At 68.5% G+C, this 17447-nt stretch carries 11 protein-coding genes and 1 tRNA gene; 8 read left to right on the top strand and 4 right to left on the bottom strand.

From position 1 onward, the window contains the following. Nucleotides 1–66 precede the first annotated feature (66 nt). On the top strand, nucleotides 67–2022 hold the full coding sequence (locus NJQ99_RS14680) for an acetoacetate--CoA ligase (protein ID WP_269333621.1): 1956 nt from the start codon (nucleotides 67–69) through the stop codon (nucleotides 2020–2022). 12 nt (nucleotides 2023–2034) lie between these two features. On the opposite strand, the gene NJQ99_RS14675 is transcribed toward NJQ99_RS14680, so the two are convergent. Both NJQ99_RS14675 and NJQ99_RS14670 read right to left on the bottom strand, forming a co-directional pair. Beyond that, nucleotides 2035–3762 (bottom strand): ABC transporter permease, encoded by a 1728-nt coding sequence (locus NJQ99_RS14675; protein ID WP_269333620.1) that lies wholly within the window; start codon nucleotides 3760–3762, stop codon nucleotides 2035–2037. A gap of 122 nt (nucleotides 3763–3884) precedes the next feature. Continuing rightward, the gene (locus NJQ99_RS14670) at nucleotides 3885–6020 is read right to left on the bottom strand and encodes a sensor histidine kinase (protein WP_269333619.1); all 2136 of its coding nucleotides are present in this window, start codon (nucleotides 6018–6020) and stop codon (nucleotides 3885–3887) included. Between the two features lie 139 nt (nucleotides 6021–6159). On the opposite strand from NJQ99_RS14670, the gene NJQ99_RS14665 reads away from it, so the two are divergent. Together NJQ99_RS14665 and NJQ99_RS14660 are read left to right on the top strand one after the other, a co-directional pair. Next, nucleotides 6160–7050: a phasin family protein gene (locus NJQ99_RS14665; protein ID WP_269333618.1), complete on the top strand. Its 891-nt coding sequence runs from the start codon at nucleotides 6160–6162 to the stop codon at nucleotides 7048–7050. Nucleotides 7051–7119: 69 nt separating this feature from the next. Continuing rightward, a tRNA-His gene (locus NJQ99_RS14660) sits at nucleotides 7120–7196 on the top strand. Between the two features lie 110 nt (nucleotides 7197–7306). On the opposite strand, the gene NJQ99_RS14655 is transcribed toward NJQ99_RS14660, so the two are convergent. Continuing rightward, nucleotides 7307–8443: a DUF2336 domain-containing protein gene (locus NJQ99_RS14655; protein WP_269333617.1), complete on the bottom strand. Its 1137-nt coding sequence runs from the start codon at nucleotides 8441–8443 to the stop codon at nucleotides 7307–7309. A gap of 277 nt (nucleotides 8444–8720) precedes the next feature. Here NJQ99_RS14655 and hisS point away from each other — a divergent pair, with 277 nt between their 5' ends. From hisS to NJQ99_RS14630, 5 genes are all read left to right on the top strand, one after another. After that, nucleotides 8721–10226, top strand: a complete 1506-nt coding sequence (gene hisS / locus NJQ99_RS14650) for a histidine--tRNA ligase (RefSeq protein WP_269333616.1) — start codon at nucleotides 8721–8723, stop codon at nucleotides 10224–10226. A gap of 5 nt (nucleotides 10227–10231) precedes the next feature. Further along, nucleotides 10232–11374, top strand: coding sequence for an ATP phosphoribosyltransferase regulatory subunit (locus NJQ99_RS14645; RefSeq protein WP_269333615.1), 1143 nt, complete (start codon nucleotides 10232–10234; stop codon nucleotides 11372–11374). Beyond that, nucleotides 11371–12339, top strand: a complete 969-nt coding sequence (gene hisG, locus NJQ99_RS14640; RefSeq protein ID WP_269333614.1) for an ATP phosphoribosyltransferase — start codon at nucleotides 11371–11373, stop codon at nucleotides 12337–12339. The genes NJQ99_RS14645 and hisG overlap by 4 nt, the downstream gene beginning before the upstream one ends. Nucleotides 12340–12425: 86 nt before the next feature. Then, the gene (locus NJQ99_RS14635) at nucleotides 12426–14528 is read left to right on the top strand and encodes an NAD-dependent epimerase/dehydratase family protein (protein WP_269333613.1); all 2103 of its coding nucleotides are present in this window, start codon (nucleotides 12426–12428) and stop codon (nucleotides 14526–14528) included. A gap of 17 nt (nucleotides 14529–14545) precedes the next feature. Next, nucleotides 14546–15652 (top strand): glycosyltransferase, encoded by a 1107-nt coding sequence (locus tag NJQ99_RS14630; protein WP_269333612.1) that lies wholly within the window; start codon nucleotides 14546–14548, stop codon nucleotides 15650–15652. A gap of 88 nt (nucleotides 15653–15740) precedes the next feature. Here NJQ99_RS14630 and groL read toward each other — a convergent pair whose 3' ends face one another. Next, a complete protein-coding gene (gene groL, locus NJQ99_RS14625; RefSeq protein WP_269333611.1) occupies nucleotides 15741–17384 on the bottom strand; it encodes a chaperonin GroEL in 1644 nt (547 codons plus the stop codon). Between the last annotated feature and the right edge of the window lie 63 nt (nucleotides 17385–17447).

The raw sequence follows: 17447 nt of genomic DNA, 5'->3' as shown, positions 1-17447 counted from the left end.
CGCGAGGCCATAAAGGAGCGCAAGGGAACCGTCGCGCCAGCAAGAGCCGGGGAGGATGCCGCCGCCATGACCACGCCCATGTGGACGCCCGATGCCCAGCGCATCGCCAATGCCAACATCACGCACTTCCGGGAGCAGGCGGCGCGCGACTGGGCGGTGGACCTGCCGGATTACGACGCGCTGCACGCCTGGTCCGTCGACCGGCCGGAGCAGTTCTGGTCGAGCCTCTGGGACGGCTGCGGCGTCGTTGCCAGCGCCCGCGGCGACACGGTGATCGAGAACGGCAAGGCGATGCCGGGCGCGCGCTTCTTCCCCGGTGCGCAGCTCAATTTCGCGGAGAACCTGCTGCGCCGGCGCGACGGTGGGCCGGCGATCATCGCCCATGCCGAGGACAAGACGAAGCGGACGCTGAGCTGGGCGGAGCTTTACGACGCGGTCTCGCGCATGGCGGCGGCGCTGAAGGCGATGGGACTTGAGCCCGGCGACCGCTGCGCCGGTATCGTGCCGAACGGCCCGGAGGCGGTGGTCGCCATGCTCGCGGTGACGAGCCTCGGCGGCGTGTGGTCCTCGTGCTCGCCCGATTTCGGCGTGCAGGGCGTGCTCGACCGCTTCGGCCAGATCGAGCCCCGCGTGCTCTTTGCCTGCAACGGCTACTGGTACGCGGGCAAGACGTTCGAGCTGGGCGCGAAGGTGAAGGAGATCGCCGCGCAGATGCCCTCGCTGGAGCGCGTCGTCTTCTTCGACCACCTGCAGCACGGCAAGACGCCCGAAGGGATCGACAAGGCCCTGAGCTGGGAGGCGATGGTGGCGGACCATCCGGCGGGCGAGATCGATTTCGTCCAGCTTCCCTTCGACCACCCGCTCTACATCATGTTCTCCAGCGGCACGACCGGGGTTCCGAAGTGCATCGTGCATTGCGCGGGCGGCGCGCTGCTCCAGCACCTCAAGGAGCACCGGCTGCATTGCGACATCCGCAAGGACGACCGCGTCTTCTGGTTCACCACCTGCGGCTGGATGATGTGGAACTGGCTCGTGACCGCGCTCGCGTCCGAGGCGACGCTGCTGCTGTTCGACGGCTCCCCGTTCCATCCCAAGCCCACCGCCGTGCTCGACTTCGCCGACGAGACCGGCATGACCTGGTTCGGCACGTCCGCGAAATACATCGACGCGATCAAGAAGGAGGGCCTGCGCCCCGTCGACACCCATTCGCTGGCGAGCGTGCGGGCGATCGGGTCCACGGGCTCGGTGCTGGTGCCGGAGAGCTTCGACTATGTCTACGAGGCGGTGAAGCCCGACGTGCACCTCGCAAGCGTCTCGGGCGGGACGGACCTGCTCGCCTGCTTCGTCGGCTGCGACCCCACTGCTCCCGTGTACCGCGGCGAGATCCAGGGCAAGGCGCTCGGCATGGCGGTCGAGGTCTGGGACGACGAGGGGCACGCCGTCCTCGGCGAGAAGGGGGAGCTTGTCTGCGTGAAGCCGTTCCCCTCAATGCCCATCGGCTTCTGGAACGACAAGGACGGGCAGAAGTACCACGACGCCTATTTCGCCCGCTTCCCCGGCGTCTGGGCGCATGGCGACTTCGCCGAGATCCGGCCCGACACGGGCGGCATCATCATCTACGGTCGCTCCGACGCGACGCTCAATCCGGGCGGCGTGCGCATCGGCACCGCGGAGATCTATCGCCAGGTCGAGCAGATCCCCGAGGTGATCGAGGCGCTGGCCATCGGGCAGGACTGGGACGGCGACGTGCGGGTGGTGCTGTTCGTGCGTCTGGCGGAGGGCGTCCCGCTCGACGCCGACCTGCAGAAGCGCATACGCACGCGCATCCGGGAGGGCGCCTCTCCCCGCCACATGCCCGCCCGCATCGTCGCGGTCGCCGACATCCCGCGCACCAAGTCCGGCAAGATCACCGAGCTTGCGGTGCGCGACATCGTCCATGGGCGCGAGGTGAAGAACAAGGAGGCGCTCGCCAATCCGGAGGCGCTGGATCTCTACCGGAACATTCCGGAGCTTCAGCGCTAGCGGCGCGGGGCCTCAGGCGCCGGGCGCGCGCCGCACCTCGCGCGTGCGCCCGCTGGCGCGCGCCAGCAGCAGCACAGGCAGGATGCCCGCCGCCACGATCATCAGGGCGGCAGGGGCCGCGCGCTCGATCTGTTCCAGCGAGGCGAAGACATAGACGTGCGTCGCCAGCGTCTCCAGCCCGAACGGGCGGAGCAGCAGGGTCGCCGGCAATTCCTTCATCGCGTCGACGAAGACGATCAGGGCGCCCGTCAGAAGCGACCCGCGAATGAGCGGCAGATGCACCTCGCGCAGCACGCGGAACGGACCGCGGCCGAGCGTGCGCGCCGCCATGTCCATCGAGGCGGTCACGCGCGTCAGGCCCGCTTCCGCAGTGCCGTAGGACAGCGCCATGAACCGCACGGTCAGCGCAAAGACCAGCGCCGCCACGCCGCCCGTCAGCAGCAGTCCCGTGGACAGCCCGAAGGTCGCCCGCATCCAGGCATCGAGCGCGTTGTCGAAGGCCGCGAGCGGGATCAGAACGCCCACCGCCAGCACAGCGCCCGGCACTGCGTAGCCGAGTGTCGCGATCCGCACCGCCCAGCGCAGCGGGCCGCGTGGGCTCAGGCGGCTCGCATAGGCAAGCAGCAGCCCCGCCGCGATGGCTGCCGCCGCGGTCAGAGTCGCGACCGTCAGGCTGGCGCCCGCCAGCGGCACGATGTCGGAGAGCCAGCGCGACGGATCGCCCGCCCGCGACAGCGAAACCAGCATGGCCACCGGCGCGACGAAGCCCAGGGCCACAGGCAGCGCGCAGGCGAGAAACGCGAGCCAGCGGGCGACCGGGCCCAGCGCGCTGCGCGGGATCGCCTGCCGGCGGCCCGTGGTGTGGTGGTACTGGCGGCCGCGCCGCGAGGCCCGCTCGGCCAGCAGCAACACCAGCACGAAAGCGAGCAGCACCAGCGCGATCTGTGCCGCGCCCGCGGCATTGCCCATCCCCATCCACACGTCGAACACGCCGCGCGTCAGCGTCGGCACCGCGAAATGTTCCACCGTGCCATAGTCGTTCAGGCACTCCATGAGCGCGAGCGCCACCCCGACGACGATGGACGGGCGCGCCAGCGGCAGCGCGACCCTCAGGAACCTCCGCCAGGGCCCGAGCCCCAGGGTGCGGGCAACCTCAAGCACGCAGACCGATTGCTCCAGGAAGGCCGAGCGGGCCGCGAGATAGACGTATGGGTAGAGCGTGACGCCCATCACCGCAATCGCACCCCACAGGCTGCGCACCTGCGGGAACCAGTAGTCACGCGCACTCTCCCACCCGAAGAGATCGCGCAGGAGGCTCTGCACCGGACCGGCATAGTCGAACATGCTGACCGCCGCATAGGCGACGATGTAGCTCGGCATGGCGAGCGGCAGCAGCATCGCCACGTCGAACACTCCGCGGCCCGGGAAACGGAACATCGTGACCAGCCACGCCGTCCCGATGCCGAGGACGAGCGTCGTCAGCGCCACGCCCAGCATGAGCGCCAGCGTCGTCGTCACATAGGTGGGAAGAACCGTCGAGGCGAGGTGCGGCCAGATGTTCTCCGCCGGCGTCAGCGCGATCCAGACGACGGCGCCAAGCGGCAGGAGGGCAAGGGCCGTTACCAGCAGGACCGGTCCGAACAGCCCCACGCGCGCCGCCGCACCTGTACCGGCACGCACCGCTGCCCGCCGCCACGCAGGGTCCAGCGTCTCGAGGTTCGGATCGGCGGCAAGCGTCATGGCGCTCCCGGCAGGGGAACCCTGCTGCGTTTGAGAAACATTCGCAAACAGCACTTAGGCCCGCGCACGCGATCTGTCGAGTGCCTTGATACCGCGGGACTGCGTTGCGGAGGGTGCGGGGATCAGACGCCGGCCACGCACTCCGGCCCGAAGATGATATGCACGGCGGTGCCCTTGCCCTTCTCGCTCTCGATCTGGAAGCGCGCCTTCATCGCCTCCGCCAGCGCGCGGGCAAGGGGGAGGCCCAGCCCGGTGCCCGCCTGGTCGCGGCGCACGTCGCTCTTGACCTGTCCATAGGGCTCCAGCGCCTCGCGCAGTTCCTCCGGCGTCATGCCGATGCCGGTGTCGCGCACCACGATCTCGACGCCGCCGCCTTCCGCCCGGCGCACCCACATGGACACGCGGCCGCCTTCGCGGGTGAACTTAACCGCGTTCGAGGCGAGGTTGATGATGATCTGGCGCAGGCTGCGCTCGTCCGCGCGGATCAGCGGCAGGCCGTCGACGACGCGGGTCTCCAGCGCGACCTTGCCGGCCATCGCCTGCGGGCTTACGAAGCGTTCGCTGGCCTTGACCACCTCGCCGACGTCGAGCGGTTCGAGATGCAGGTCGAGGCGGCCCGCCTGCGCCTTCGACAGGTCCAGCAGGTCGTTGACGAGGCTGAGGACGTGCAGGCCGCTGTCGTGCACGTCGTTGAGATACTCCACGTATTTCGCGTTGCCCACCGGGCCGAAGGTTTCCTTCAGCATCAGGTCGGTGAAGCCGATCATGGCGTTGAGCGGGGTGCGGATCTCGTGGCTGACATTGGCGAGGAAATTACCCTGGAAGCCGCCACCCATCACCCGCGCCTGGTCGAGCTGGTCGACAAGCCGCTTCTGCTCCGACATGTCGCGGACGACGGCGACCAGCCGCTCGGCGCCCTTGCCCTCGATCCGCCGCAGGACGAGCGAGAGGGGCAGCGTGGTTCCGTCGAGGCGGACGCCCTGCACTTCGCCGCCGCTTTCGAAATTGGTCGGTGCCATGACCGGACCGAAGCGGAGGAAGCTGTCGAGACGGCGGGCCGAGGGCTCGTTCAGGAAGCTGGCAAAGCGCCGCCCGATCGCATCCTCGGCATCGATGCGGAACAGGTGCGCCGCACCGTGACTGATCGCCACCACGTCGCCCGCGGCATCGAGCGTGAGGATGCCCGTCCCGGCGGCGTCGAGCGCGGACATGATCGCCTGCTGCGTCGCAGCCTCGCCGGTCTCCGCCGCCGGGGCGGGACGTGCGGCGGCCGCCTCTTCCTGCGGGGCCGCGGCTTCCCCCAGGAGGGAGCCCAGCGGCGGCAGGCCGGAACCGGGCGTCAGCGCGCCGAATGGCGAGGCCGGTGCCTCGGCGCGGGTGGCGGAACGGGCGGCCTGCGCTGCCGTGCTGCGGGACAGGACCTCTGTCCCGGCGCCGTCCGCCTCCGCCTCGGCGGCGTCCGGTCCGGCGTCGTCCGGCGCGTCGCCGGCCGTCCGGGCAGTCATGACGGGTGCGGGTGCGCCTGTCTCCGCTGTGCGGAGGGTATCGGTGCCGACGGCATAGGCCGCCGGGGCGGCGCCTGCCTCCTCGAACACCGCGATGATCGACGTCTCGCCGGTCTTGGGATCCGTGAAACGGCGCATGGCGACCCGCATCCGCGCAGGGCCCACCTCGGTCATGACGACGCAGACACGCGCCGCCGAGCCGTTCGACAGTGCGCTGGCGAGCAGCGTGCGCGTCCGCTCCGGGTTCATGATGCGCCGCGTCAGATGCCCGCGGGAGGCCGGGCCGAACAGGCGGTCGGCCTCCTCGGTCTGGAAGCGGGCGCGCCCCTCGGCCGAGTAGACGGTCATCGGGACCGGAGAGAGCCGCACGAGAGCCTCGAGCCGCAGCACTTCCGGGGCGCGGCTCGTATCGGGTTCGGCCAGCACGAAGACCACCTCGCGGCCCGACGAAAGCGTGACCCCCGCCAGTTGCAGGGCGGCGGGAATGGCCTCGCCGTCGCGCAGGATCGTCGCCCGGCGGGCAACGATCTTGCCTTCGGACAAGGCGGCGCGGGACGCCGCGATGAGACGGGCTGCCGGATCTTCGCTGCCGAAGTCCCGTACCCCCAGGTCGGCGGCCGACTCCTCGCGCCAGAAGTCGAGCGCAGGCCTGTTCGCCCAAAGGATGCGTGCGCGCACCGGATCCCAAAGCCATGCAGGCCGGGGGTCGGCCTCGAAGGCGCGGATCGCGTCTTGTGCGGGTTTCAGGCTCACGCGCGCGGTTCTCTCTCTGACGTGCTTCGTGTCTGCGGGCGTCCCATGTCGGGACGTGACGAGGTGCTTCGCCGGAAGGGCTGCAAGCCTCGTACCATTGGCGCAAAGCGCGCGTGCGCGGAAGAGGGCATGCGCGCGCTTGATCGTCGCCGCGCCCTTTGTTATTGCAGTGCAGCAGAGCGCGTGCAGCACGTTGCCGTGCGCCGCGCCATCCGCGGAATCCAGCCATCGGAGCCTGAAACAGATGAGCGACCAGCCGCAGACCGTGAACGAAACCCCCGAAACAGACGCTGCCCCGGCGAACATTGCCGCCGCAGAGGCGCCGCAAGCCGGGCCCGCGGCGGAAGCCGTATCCGAGCCTAAGGCCCGACCGAAGGCTCAGCCCAAGGCGCAGCCGAAGGCTCAGGCCAAGGCGCAACCGAAGGCCAAGTCGCGCACGGCCGCGAAGACATCTGAATCTGCTGCGCCTGCGAAGGCCGCAGCCTCTTCCGGGCCCGCTCCGCGCAAGGCCAAGGCCGCCCGTCCGGCGCCGCGTCCGGCCGTCCGCAGCCCGCGCAAGGCGCCGGCCGCTGTAAAGACTGTAAAGTCCGCTGTTCCCGCCGATGTCCGCGGCGAGGCCGCCCAGGCACTGCCCTTCGATCCGTTTGCCGGCTCCCGGAAAGGGGTCGAGTCGCTGCGCCGCATGGCGGACGCGATGCAGGCGGCAGCCCGCGAGACGCGCGAGAGCCTGGCCGAGGCACAGAGCGCCGCACAGACGGGCGTGCGCGACCTCAATCGCCAGGTTCTGGGCTTTGCGCAGGACCGTGTAAATGCCGGCATCGCCGCCATGCGCGACACGATGACGGCCGGCACGCCGGCCGAAGCGGCGCGGGTGCATGCGGACTTCCTGCAGGACGCAGCGCGCGCCTACCTGGCGCAGGTGCGCACCCTCACCGGCGAGGCCACACGCCTGGCGGAGGAAAGTGCGGCCCCGATCCGTGCCGCGATGACGGCGTCCTACGCGCAAATCGCCGAAACCGTCCGCCGCTGACGGATGCCGCGTCGAGAGACGCTTGAATTCCCGCGGGCCCGGTTATAGTTTCCGGGTCCGCGTTGCCGGGCACCCGTAGCTCAGTTGGTTAGAGCGCCAGATTGTGGATCTGGAGGTCCCCCGTTCGAGCCGGGGCGGGTGTACCATCTCCCAGCGTGACGTTCGGCCGGCACGAAACGCGAAAGGCGCCCCGTGGGGCGCCTTTGCCGTTTCCGGTCTGTGCCGCCTGCGCATGGCGCGGGCAGGGGCGGTGCCGTCAATGGGCGGTCTGCTTTACGGTCGACGGATCCGCCCAGTAACGCATCAGGAATTCCGCCCCCTCCCACTTGATCTGGTCGAACAGGCGGCCGAGGTTGTCGGCGTGCGAGAACGGCTTCGGCGCGCCGCCGCGCACCCGGTCGAGCGCAAGGAAAAGCTGCACGAACTGTGTCTTCTGCATGCCGAGCGATTTCGCAAGCAGGGCAAGTGCCTCGCCGCTCTCGTCATGGGCCATGCGACGCGCCGTCTCGCGCGAGACCCGCGCCGTGCGGGCAACCGCGTCGACGACCGCCTCGATCCGGCCGGAACGGATAGCGGTGGCCAGTGCATCGGCACCCGACTGCCCGTAGACCGGCTGGTCGCGCAACGTGTTGACGGCGGCCGCCGCGACCGGGTCGGCCTGCAATTCATAGAGCGCGTCCTCGGCCCCTTCCTGGAACCGCCGCTTCAGGACTTCGAGGTCGAGGTCGAACCTGTCGAGGATCTTGCGCCGATATTCGCTCGCCACCGCCCAGAACAGGTCCGCCAGCAGGTTGCGCGGCGCGTCCTGGCGGGCGATCATGAGTTTTTGGAGGTCGGCATCTCCCTCGCTCGTGCGGCAGATGCGGCGGAAGGTGCTGCGCGAGATGCGGGCGGAGCGGTTCTCCAGAAGCGTCCGGACGACGGGCGCTTCGCCCTGTTCGACCAGGGCTGCCGAGACGGGGGCGGAGATGTTGCGCCGTTCTGCCACGGCCATCCGATGCTCCACGGTCAGGCGGCGGACGATGTCGACGAGATCGACGTCCGACAGCCCCTGTCCGCGGGACAGCACGGGTTGTGCCACCTCCGCCTCGTCGAAGGCAAGCGCCCGCAGGATCTGCGCCGGCGGCATCTCCATGTCTGCGACCCGTTCCGAAAGCGTCCGGCGCAGCGTTGTCTCCATGTGGCCGATCAGGCGCACGAGAATGTCGTCGAGCAGGCGCCATTCGTCGTCGCTCAACGCGGCATCCGCGGTCGCGAAGCGCACGAGATGTTGCGCGAGTTCGCTGCGCGCGTCCTCGGCACGGTCGCGCGACAGTTCAACGAGCGAGGCCACGTCCGCCCGCGCAAGCGGGGGAAAAAGGGCGGCCGGATCGCGGTCGAGCGGGCTTGGCATTCTGCATACTCCGTCACGCACGAAAGGCCCGAAGGGACTCTGGTTCACAACAAATGTTGGTTTGACACTCTTCTTTGTCAAACTGAAAATACTGAAAACTCTAGAAGATAAAATTACGTGAAATTCTATGTTTAACGAATAATAACCATGCAAGAGGCCTTGCAATTTCTTGCCGGGGTGTGGCGGGTCAGCGCGCTTGTGGCCGCCGACGCGATGGGGTAGGAACGGCGCCGAAACGCCAGCCGTTCTGCGCCATTCACGCGGTTCTGATACACCCATGCCGAAGATCACCGACCAGGAAGAGACCCGGCCGCAGGCCCGCCTGCCGCGCGGATTCCGCGACATTCCCGCTGGCGACGTGCGTGCGCGCGGCGCGATGCTCGCCACCATCCGGGAGGTGTACGAGCGGCACGGCTTCTCCGCGCTTGAAACCCCGGCGATCGAGTATCTCGACGCGCTCGGCAAGTATCTGCCGGATGTGGACCGCCCGATGGGCGGTGTGTTCGGCTTCCAGGACGAGGACGGCGACTGGCTGGCGCTGCGCTACGACCTGACCGCGCCGCTCGCGCGCATGGTGGCGATGGCGGGCGACCGGCTTACCAAGCCTTATCGCCGCTACCAGGTGGGGCCCGTCTATCGGAACGAGAAGCCGGGCCCGGGCCGGTTCTGCGAGTTCTTCCAGTTCGACGCCGACACGGTCGGCACGCCGGTCATGGCCGCCGATGCGGAACTGACCATGATGGTCTCCGCGACGTTCGAGGCGCTGGGCATCCCGCGCGGCGACTATGTCGTCCGTGTCAACAACCGCAAGGTCCTCTCCGGCGTGCTGGAGGCGATCGGCCTCGGCGAGGATGGCGACGCGGCCCAGCGCGGAACGGTGCTGCGCGCCATCGACAAGCTCGACCGACTGGGGGCGGACGGGGTGCGCCTGCTGCTCGGCAAGGGGCGCCGCGACGAGTCGGGCGACTTCACCCAGGGCGCACACCTGGGCGAGGCGCAGATCGGGACGGTCCTGGCCTTCGTCGCGGCGGGGGCGGGCACGAACGCGGAAACGCTGCAAAAACTGCGCGACCTCGTCGGCGGCAGTGCGGTCGGCGCAGAAGGCGTGGCAGAGCTTGAGGAGATCGCGGCCCTCGTCGATGCGGCGGGCTTCGCCGAGGACCGCATCCTGATCGATCCCAGCGTGGTGCGCGGGCTTGCCTACTACACCGGCCCGGTTTTCGAGGGGGCGCTGACCTTCCCCGTCCAGAACGAGCGCGGGGAAACCGTGCAGTTCGGCGCGGTTGCGGGCGGCGGGCGCTACGACGACCTCGTGAAGCGCTTCACAGGCCAGGAGGTGCCGGCGACAGGCATCTCCATCGGCGTCGACCGGCTGCTGACGGCGCTGGTCAGCCGCGGCCTCGTGCGCACCGATTCCGAGGATGGGCCCGTTCTGGTTCTCGTCCTCGACCGGGGCGAGATCGCGCGCGCCCAGGCGATGACGGCGGAACTGCGCGCCGCGGGGATCCGCGCGGAAATGTATCTCGGCACCTCCGGCATGCGCGCCCAGCTGAAGTACGCCGACCGCCGCACCGCGCCGATTGCGGTGATCGAGGGCACGGACGAGCGCGAGAAGGGCGAGATCACGCTGAAGGACCTCAAACTCGGCGCCGAGCTTGCGAAGTCCATCGAAAGCCACGACAAGTGGAAGGAGCATCCGTCGCAGGTGACCGTGCCGCGCGGCGACCTGGTGGCCAGCGTCCGTCAGATGCTGGCGGCGCAGGCCGCGCGCCAGGAGGGATAGCCCAGATGTCGCGCGCACTTTCCGAACGGCTGATCGGCATCGCCGGCGCGGGGGCCTATGTCCGCGTGGACCCGCCCGTGCTGCAGCCGGCCGATGTGTTCCTCGATCTGTCGGGCGAGGACATTCGCCGCCGCCTGTTCCTGCTGGACGACACGGGCGGCGAACGGCTCTGCCTGCGTCCCGACCTGACGATCCCCACCGCGCTCGCCTATCTGGGCGATGCGGACCGCGCGGGGCTGCCTGCGCGCTTCGCCTATGCGGGCAAGGTATTCCGCCAGCAGCTTGCAGGCTCGACCCGCCCGCGCGAGATCGCGCAGGTCGGCTTCGAATGCTTCGGCGAGGTGGACGCGGCCTCGGCGGACGTGGAAATCCTCGGCCTCGCGGTCGAGGGCGTGCGCGCGGGCGGTGTTGCGGACGCGCGTCTCGACCTCGGCGACCTGGGGCTGCTGCACGGGGTGATCGATGGCCTTGACATGCCCGAGCGCTGGCGCGCCGCGCTGAAGCGGACCTTCTGGCAGGGCGGCAAGTTCCGCGCGCTGCTCGACCGGCTGGCGGATGGCGACACCGCGCCCAACGCGGCGGACCGGCGCGCGTTTCTGGCCGCACTTTCCCGTCTCGACCGCGACGCGGCGCAATCCATGATCGAGGGCGTGCTGGAGTTGGCAGGGATCCCGCAGACCGGCGGGCGGACGCCGGGCGAGATCGCGCGCCGGTTCCTCGACCAGGCGGCGGACGCAACGGCCGAGCCGCTGGACGCCCGCGCCCGCGCTACCATCGAGGCAGTGCTGGAGGTCGACGGCGCGCCGCGGCCCGCGCTCGACCGCGTGCTGGAGATCGCGCGCGGCGCCGCTCTCTCGATCGATGCTGCGGCGGACGCCTTTACCCGGCGGCTCGACCGGATGGAGGCGGCGGGACTCGACACGGCCTCCATGCGCTTCTCCGCCGATTTCGGGCGGCGGCTCGAATACTACACGGGCTTCATGTTCGAGGTCGTCGCCGTGCGTGGCGGCGAGGACGTGGCGCTCGCCGGCGGCGGGCGCTACGACCGGCTGCTGCGCGAACTGGGGGCGGAGGTGGAGACGCCAGCGGTCGGCTGCGCCATCCGTATCGACGATCTGGCCCGGCTTGGTCAGGGAGACTGGGCATGAGCGCGCGCCTGACCATCGCGGTGCCGTCGAAGGGGCGGCTTCAGGAGAAGGCCATCGGCTTCTTCGCGCAGATCGGCACGCCCATCGAGACGGCGGGCGGCGCGCGCGACTATGTCGGCCGGCTGGGTGGGCTCGACGGCGTGGAGGTACTGTTCCTGCAGGCCGCCGAGATCGCCGACCGGCTGCGCGACGGGACCGTGCATCTCGGCATCACGGGCGAGGATCTGCTGCACGAGCACGAGGCGACGCCCGGCGAGAAGGTGGAGATCCTGAAGCCGCTGGGCTTCGGGCGTGCCGACCTCGTGGTCGCCGTGCCGAAGACCTGGATCGACGTGGACACCATGGCCGACCTGGACGAGGTCGCGGCGGGCTATCGCGCGCGGCATGGGCGGCGGCTGCGCGTGGCGACCAAGTACCTGAAGCTGACGCACGGCTTCTTCGTGCGCCATGCCGTCTCCGACTACCGGATCGTGGAGAGCCTCGGCGCGACCGAGGGTGCGCCCGCGTCCGGCACTGCGGAGATCGTGGTCGACATCACCTCGACGGGCGCGACGCTCGCCGCGAACAATCTGAAGATCCTGAACGACGGGGTCATCCTGCGCTCGCAGGCCGTGCTCGGCGCGTCGCTGAAGGCGGCGTGGGGGGAGGGGGCGCTGGCCGCGCTCGCCCGCATCCTCGACCTCGTCGCCGCGGACGAGACCGGGCGCCGGGAGCGGATCGTTGAAGCCTGGCCGAAGAGCGCCCCGTCCGCCGATCTTCTGGCGCGGCTCGAAGACGCAGGTCTCTCGGTCATCGCGAGCGGGGAGGGCCGTCTCGTCGGCCTCGCGCGCGCGGATGCGTTGGCTGACATCGCGGACGTGTTGCGCGCGGGCGGCGCCGACCCGGTCGTCGTGCGCGAGGCGGAAGCGGTGTTTCATACTGCTGCGCCTGTGTTAGATCGCTTTCGGGTGTCCCTCGGTCGTTAACTGTCGCGGCGGTTTACCTCACCGTAAGCCGGGTGGCGCAAAGTGCGCTGCAACACGGAGACGGCGAACTGGAGCGAGCAGGTCTTATGGCGCGTACGTGGCGAGTGTGCATTGTCGGGACCGGAAATATCGCCGCGGCTCATGCCGAGGCCCTGAAGGGTATTGATGGCGTCCGGATTGGTGCGGCGGTGGACCCTTCGGAAGCTGCGCGCACAGCCTTTGCTGCCAAGTGGGGCGCAGAGGGGGCGTTTGCGAATGTCGAGCAGGCACTCGCGTCAGGTAGTTTCGATGCCGCACATATTCTCACTCCGCCCGATCATCACAGCGCGCCCGCGCTTGCTACCCTCGCTGCCGGGCTGCCGACGCTCGTGGAGAAGCCGCTCGCGGTCTCGACGGCGGAGTGTGACGCTCTGATCCAGGCAGCTGAAGCGGGTCGCGCAACGCTCGCCGTCAACCAGAATTTCGTGCATCACCCCTCGTTCAGAAAGTTGCGCGCCCTAATGGAGTCGGGGGCGATCGGGCCGATCAGCCATGTTGCGTGTGTCTACCGGGCACCCTTGCGCCAGCTGGCCTCGCGCCAGTTCGGCCACTGGATGTTCCGCAAACCGGTGAACATCCTGTTGGAGCAAGCGGTGCATCCGTTGTCGCAAGTCCGGGCCCTGGTCGGGCCGCTTGGAGGCTTTGTGACGCGCGCAGGCAGGGTCGACAAGATCGGTTCGGACATTCCCCTGCTGAGACAAGCCGACGTGATGTTCGAGGCGGAGCGGTGCCCGGTCAGCCTGCATTTCGAAGTGGGTGCCGACTTTCCCGTGTGGCAGTTGACCGCCTATGGCTCCGACGGGATCGCAATTGCCGACATGTATCGTGGCCAGTGTTACGTCACTGGTCGCACGCGCTGGATGGAACCGGTTGACTTGCCGCTGACGGCGCTGCGGACTGCTTCGAGCATGATCGCCGATACGGTCGGTCGCACAATCCGATATAGCCTCTCGCAGATAAAACTCGTGCGCCGGTCAGATGTGTTCTTTGAATCAATGGCGTCATCCGTCGCGGATTTCTACGATTGTCTTGCCAGTCAGCAGGTGCCGGAAACCAATGGAGCGTTTGGCGCAGAACTCGTCCGGGTATGCGAAGAGATCGCGCACGAGATCGCGCCCGCCCCTGCAGAGGCTACGGCAGTCGCCGCTGAGGGGCCGGAAGCGTGGGATGTGGCCGTGCTCGGCGGTACCGGATTCATTGGGACGCATACGGTGCGTGCGCTGGTCGACCGGGGCTGGCGCGTTGGCGTGATGGCGCGCAACACCGTTAATCTCGACCCCATCTTCTCGCATCCGAACGTTCGGGTCCTTCGAGGCGACGTCAAGAACCCCGACGATATCTCACGTGCCATCGGCCCTGCCCGTTTCGTGGTCAATCTCGCCCATGGCGGCGGTGGCGCCAACCTCGACCAAATCCGTGCGGCGATGCTGGGCAGCGCGCAATCGGTTGCCAATATCTGCCGCGAAAAGAAGGTCGAGCGACTGCTGCACGTTGGGTCGATCGCCTCGCTCTATCTGGGGCCGGACGCCGGGATCGTGCGCGACGACACGCCCTCGGACCCATATCCGGAGGCGCGCAACGACTATGCCCGGGTGAAGGCGGAGACCGATACCTGGCTGCTCGATGCACACAAAACAGATGGGCTTCCTGTCGTCATCCTGCGCCCGGGGCTTGTCGTCGGTGAGGGTACCTCTCCATTCCACGGGGGCCTCGGCATTTTCAACAATGAACAGCACTGTATTGGCTGGAGCAGTGGGCGGCATCCGCTTCCTTGGATCCTCGCCGAGGATGTCGCGAGCGCCATTGTCCAGGCGCTCGAGGCACGCGGTATCGATGGCAAGACCTATAATCTGGTAGGCGATGCCCGCCCTTCGGCGCGCGAGTTCCTGGAGCAATATGCTCGCGTTTCGGGACGTCCGCTCGTCTATCACTCAGGTTCACCTACTCGGTTGTGGCTGACCGATGTGGCAAAGTGGATGATCAAGCGGATTGGTGGCAGGCGTGTGGCATTGCCCTCGCGCCGGGATGTCGTATCCCGTGGCCTCTATGCCATATTTGATTGCGGTGCGGCCAAGGCCGATCTCGATTGGTCGCCTGTGAGTGAGCTAACCGTTTTTTATGAGCGGGCACTTCCGCGTCCGGGCGCCTAATCGCAGGACGTCGAGACATGACAGGCCCACGTCACCTGCTGCACGTATATGCCACATTCGCAGTCGGCGGCCCGCAGGTCCGGTTCCTGAGCCTGGCCAAGGCGATGGGGGCGGGCTTTCGGCATTCGATCCTGGCGATGGACGGGGACTATGCGTGCGCGGCGCGGCTCGATCCGGCGCTCGACGTGACGCTGCTGAAGGACGTGTCCGTCACCAAGGGCGATACGCTCGGCAACCGCAGGCGCTTCCGCGCCGTGCTGAAGGAGATGCGGCCCGACCTGCTGCTGACCTGCAACTGGGGCTCGATCGAATGGGCGCTGGCGAACACGCCGCGCCTCGTGCCGCACCTGCATTTCGAGGACGGGTTCGGGCCGGAGGAGGCGACGGGGCAGATCCCGCGCCGGGTGTGGATGCGGCGGATCGCGCTGCGCGGCAAGACGGTGCTGCTGCCCTCCCACACCCTCTACCGGATCGCCCGGGACATCTGGCGGCTGCCGGAGGACCGCCTGCGCCTCGTCCCCAACGGCGTCGACGTGGCGCGCTTTCCGGGCACGCCTGCGCCCGAGCTTCTGGCGAAGATGGGCGATCCGGCCATGGGGCCGCTGCTCGGCACCATCGCGGCGCTGCGGCCGGAGAAGAACCTGCCGCGCCTGGTCGAGGCGTTCGCGAAGGTCAATGCCGAACGGCCCTGCCGCCTGGCCATCGCGGGGGAGGGCAGGATGCGCGAGGCTGCCGAGGAGACGGCGCGCAAGCTGGGTGTGGGGACCCGCGTCTTCTTCACCGGCTATGTCGCCGACCCGGCGAGCGTCGTGGGGGCGTTCGACCTCTTCCTCTTGTCCTCGGATACCGAGCAGATGCCCGTGAGCGTGCTCGAAGCCATGGCGAGCGGCCTTGCCGTTGCCACCACCGACGTGGGCGACATCGCGCAGATGGTGGCGCCGCAAAACCGGCCCTATCTGGTGGCGAAGGACGCGGGCGCGCTGGCCCGCTCGGCGCTAGCGCTGCTGGCCGACGAGGCCCTTCGCGCGCGCATCGGTGCGGCGAACCGGGAGAAGTGTGAACGCGACTATTCCCTCGACGCGATGGTCGAAAGCTGGCGGACGCTGTGGGAGGGGAACGTCTGAGCGGCGTCCTGCCGCGGGAGCGCGCAATGAGAAAGGGCGGACCCTCGGGTCCGCCCTTTCCGCGTTTCCAGGACGTGTCCGGCCGAACTTAGAAGTCCATGCCGCCCATGCCGCCCATGCCGCCCATGTCGGGAGCGCCAGCGCTCTCCTTCTTGGGCTTCTCGGCGATCATGGCTTCCGTCGTGATGAGCAGGCTGGCGACCGAGCCCGCGTCCTGCAGGGCGGTGCGGACGACCTTGACCGGGTCGATGATGCCGGCCTTCACCATGTCGACGTAGGTCTCCGTCTGGGCGTCGAAGCCGAAGTTGTCGTCCTTCGACTCGAGCACCTTGCCGACCACGACCGAGCCGTCGACACCGGCGTTCGCCGAGATCTGGCGGATCGGGGACTGCAGCGCATGACGGACGATGTCGATGCCGCGCTGCTGGTCCGGGTTGTCGTTCTTGAGGTCGGCGAGCTTGGCGGATGCCTTGAGCAGGGCCACGCCGCCGCCCGGGATGATGCCTTCCTCGACGGCTGCGCGGGTTGCGTTGAGCGCGTCGTCGACGCGGTCCTTTCGCTCCTTCACTTCCGTCTCGGACGCACCGCCGACGCGGATCACCGCGACGCCGCCGGCGAGCTTGGCCAGACGCTCCTGCAGCTTCTCGCGGTCATAGTCGGACGTGGTGTCCTCGATCTGCTGCTTGATCTGCGAGACGCGCGCCTGGATGTCGTCCTTGGAGCCCGCCCCGTCGACGACGGTCGTGTCGTCCTTCGTGATGCGGACCTTCTTGGCCGTGCCGAGCATGTCGAGCGTGACATTCTCGAGCTTGATGCCGAGGTCCTCGGAGATCACCTGGCCGCCCGTCAGGACCGCGATGTCCTGCAGCATGGCCTTGCGGCGGTCACCGAAGCCCGGGGCCTTCACGGCGGCGATCTTCAGGCCGCCGCGCAACTTGTTGACCACCAGCGTGGCGAGCGCCTCGCCTTCCACGTCTTCCGCGATGATGAGGAGCGGACGCGAGGACTGAACCACCGACTCGAGGATCGGCAGCATGGACTGCAGGTTGGAGAGCTTCTTCTCGAAGATGAGGATGTAGGGCTCGTCCAGTTCCGCCACCATCTTGTCGGCGTTGGTGACGAAGTACGGCGAGATGTAGCCGCGGTCGAACTGCATGCCCTCGACGACCTCGAGCTCGGTCTCGAGCGACTTGGCTTCCTCGACCGTGATGACGCCCTCGTTGCCGACCTTCTGCATCGCCTCGGCGATCATCTGGCCGATCGCGGCCTCGCCGTTCGCGGAGATCGTGCCGACCTGCGCCACTTCGCTGTTCGACTTGATCTTGTTGGCGCGGCCCTTGAGGTCCTTGACCACTTCGGTCACGGCAAAGTCGATGCCGCGCTTTAGGTCCATCGGGTTCATGCCGGCGGCAACCGCCTTCATGCCCTCGCGCACGATCGCCTGGGCGAGCACGGTCGCCGTCGTGGTGCCGTCGCCGGCCAGGTCGTTCGTCTTCGAGGCCACTTCGCGCACCATCTGCGCGCCCATGTTCTCGAACTTGTCGGTCAGCTCGATCTCCTTGGCGACGCTAACGCCGTCCTTGGTGATGCGCGGCGAACCGAACGACTTCTCGATGATGACGTTGCGGCCCTTCGGACCGAGCGTCACCTTCACGGCGTTCGCGAGAATGTCCACGCCGCGGATGATCTTTTCACGCGCGTCGGCGTCGAACTTCAGTTCCTTGGCAGCCATGGCCAATACCCTCTATTTCTTTTCGTGTTCCAACAGGATCTCGGCGAAGGATGCGGCGCCCGA

The sequence above is a fragment of the Futiania mangrovi genome, from assembly GCF_024158125.1.
Lineage (GTDB): Bacteria > Pseudomonadota > Alphaproteobacteria > Futianiales > Futianiaceae > Futiania > Futiania mangrovi.
This window is presented reverse-complemented; position numbering and strand designations above follow the sequence as displayed.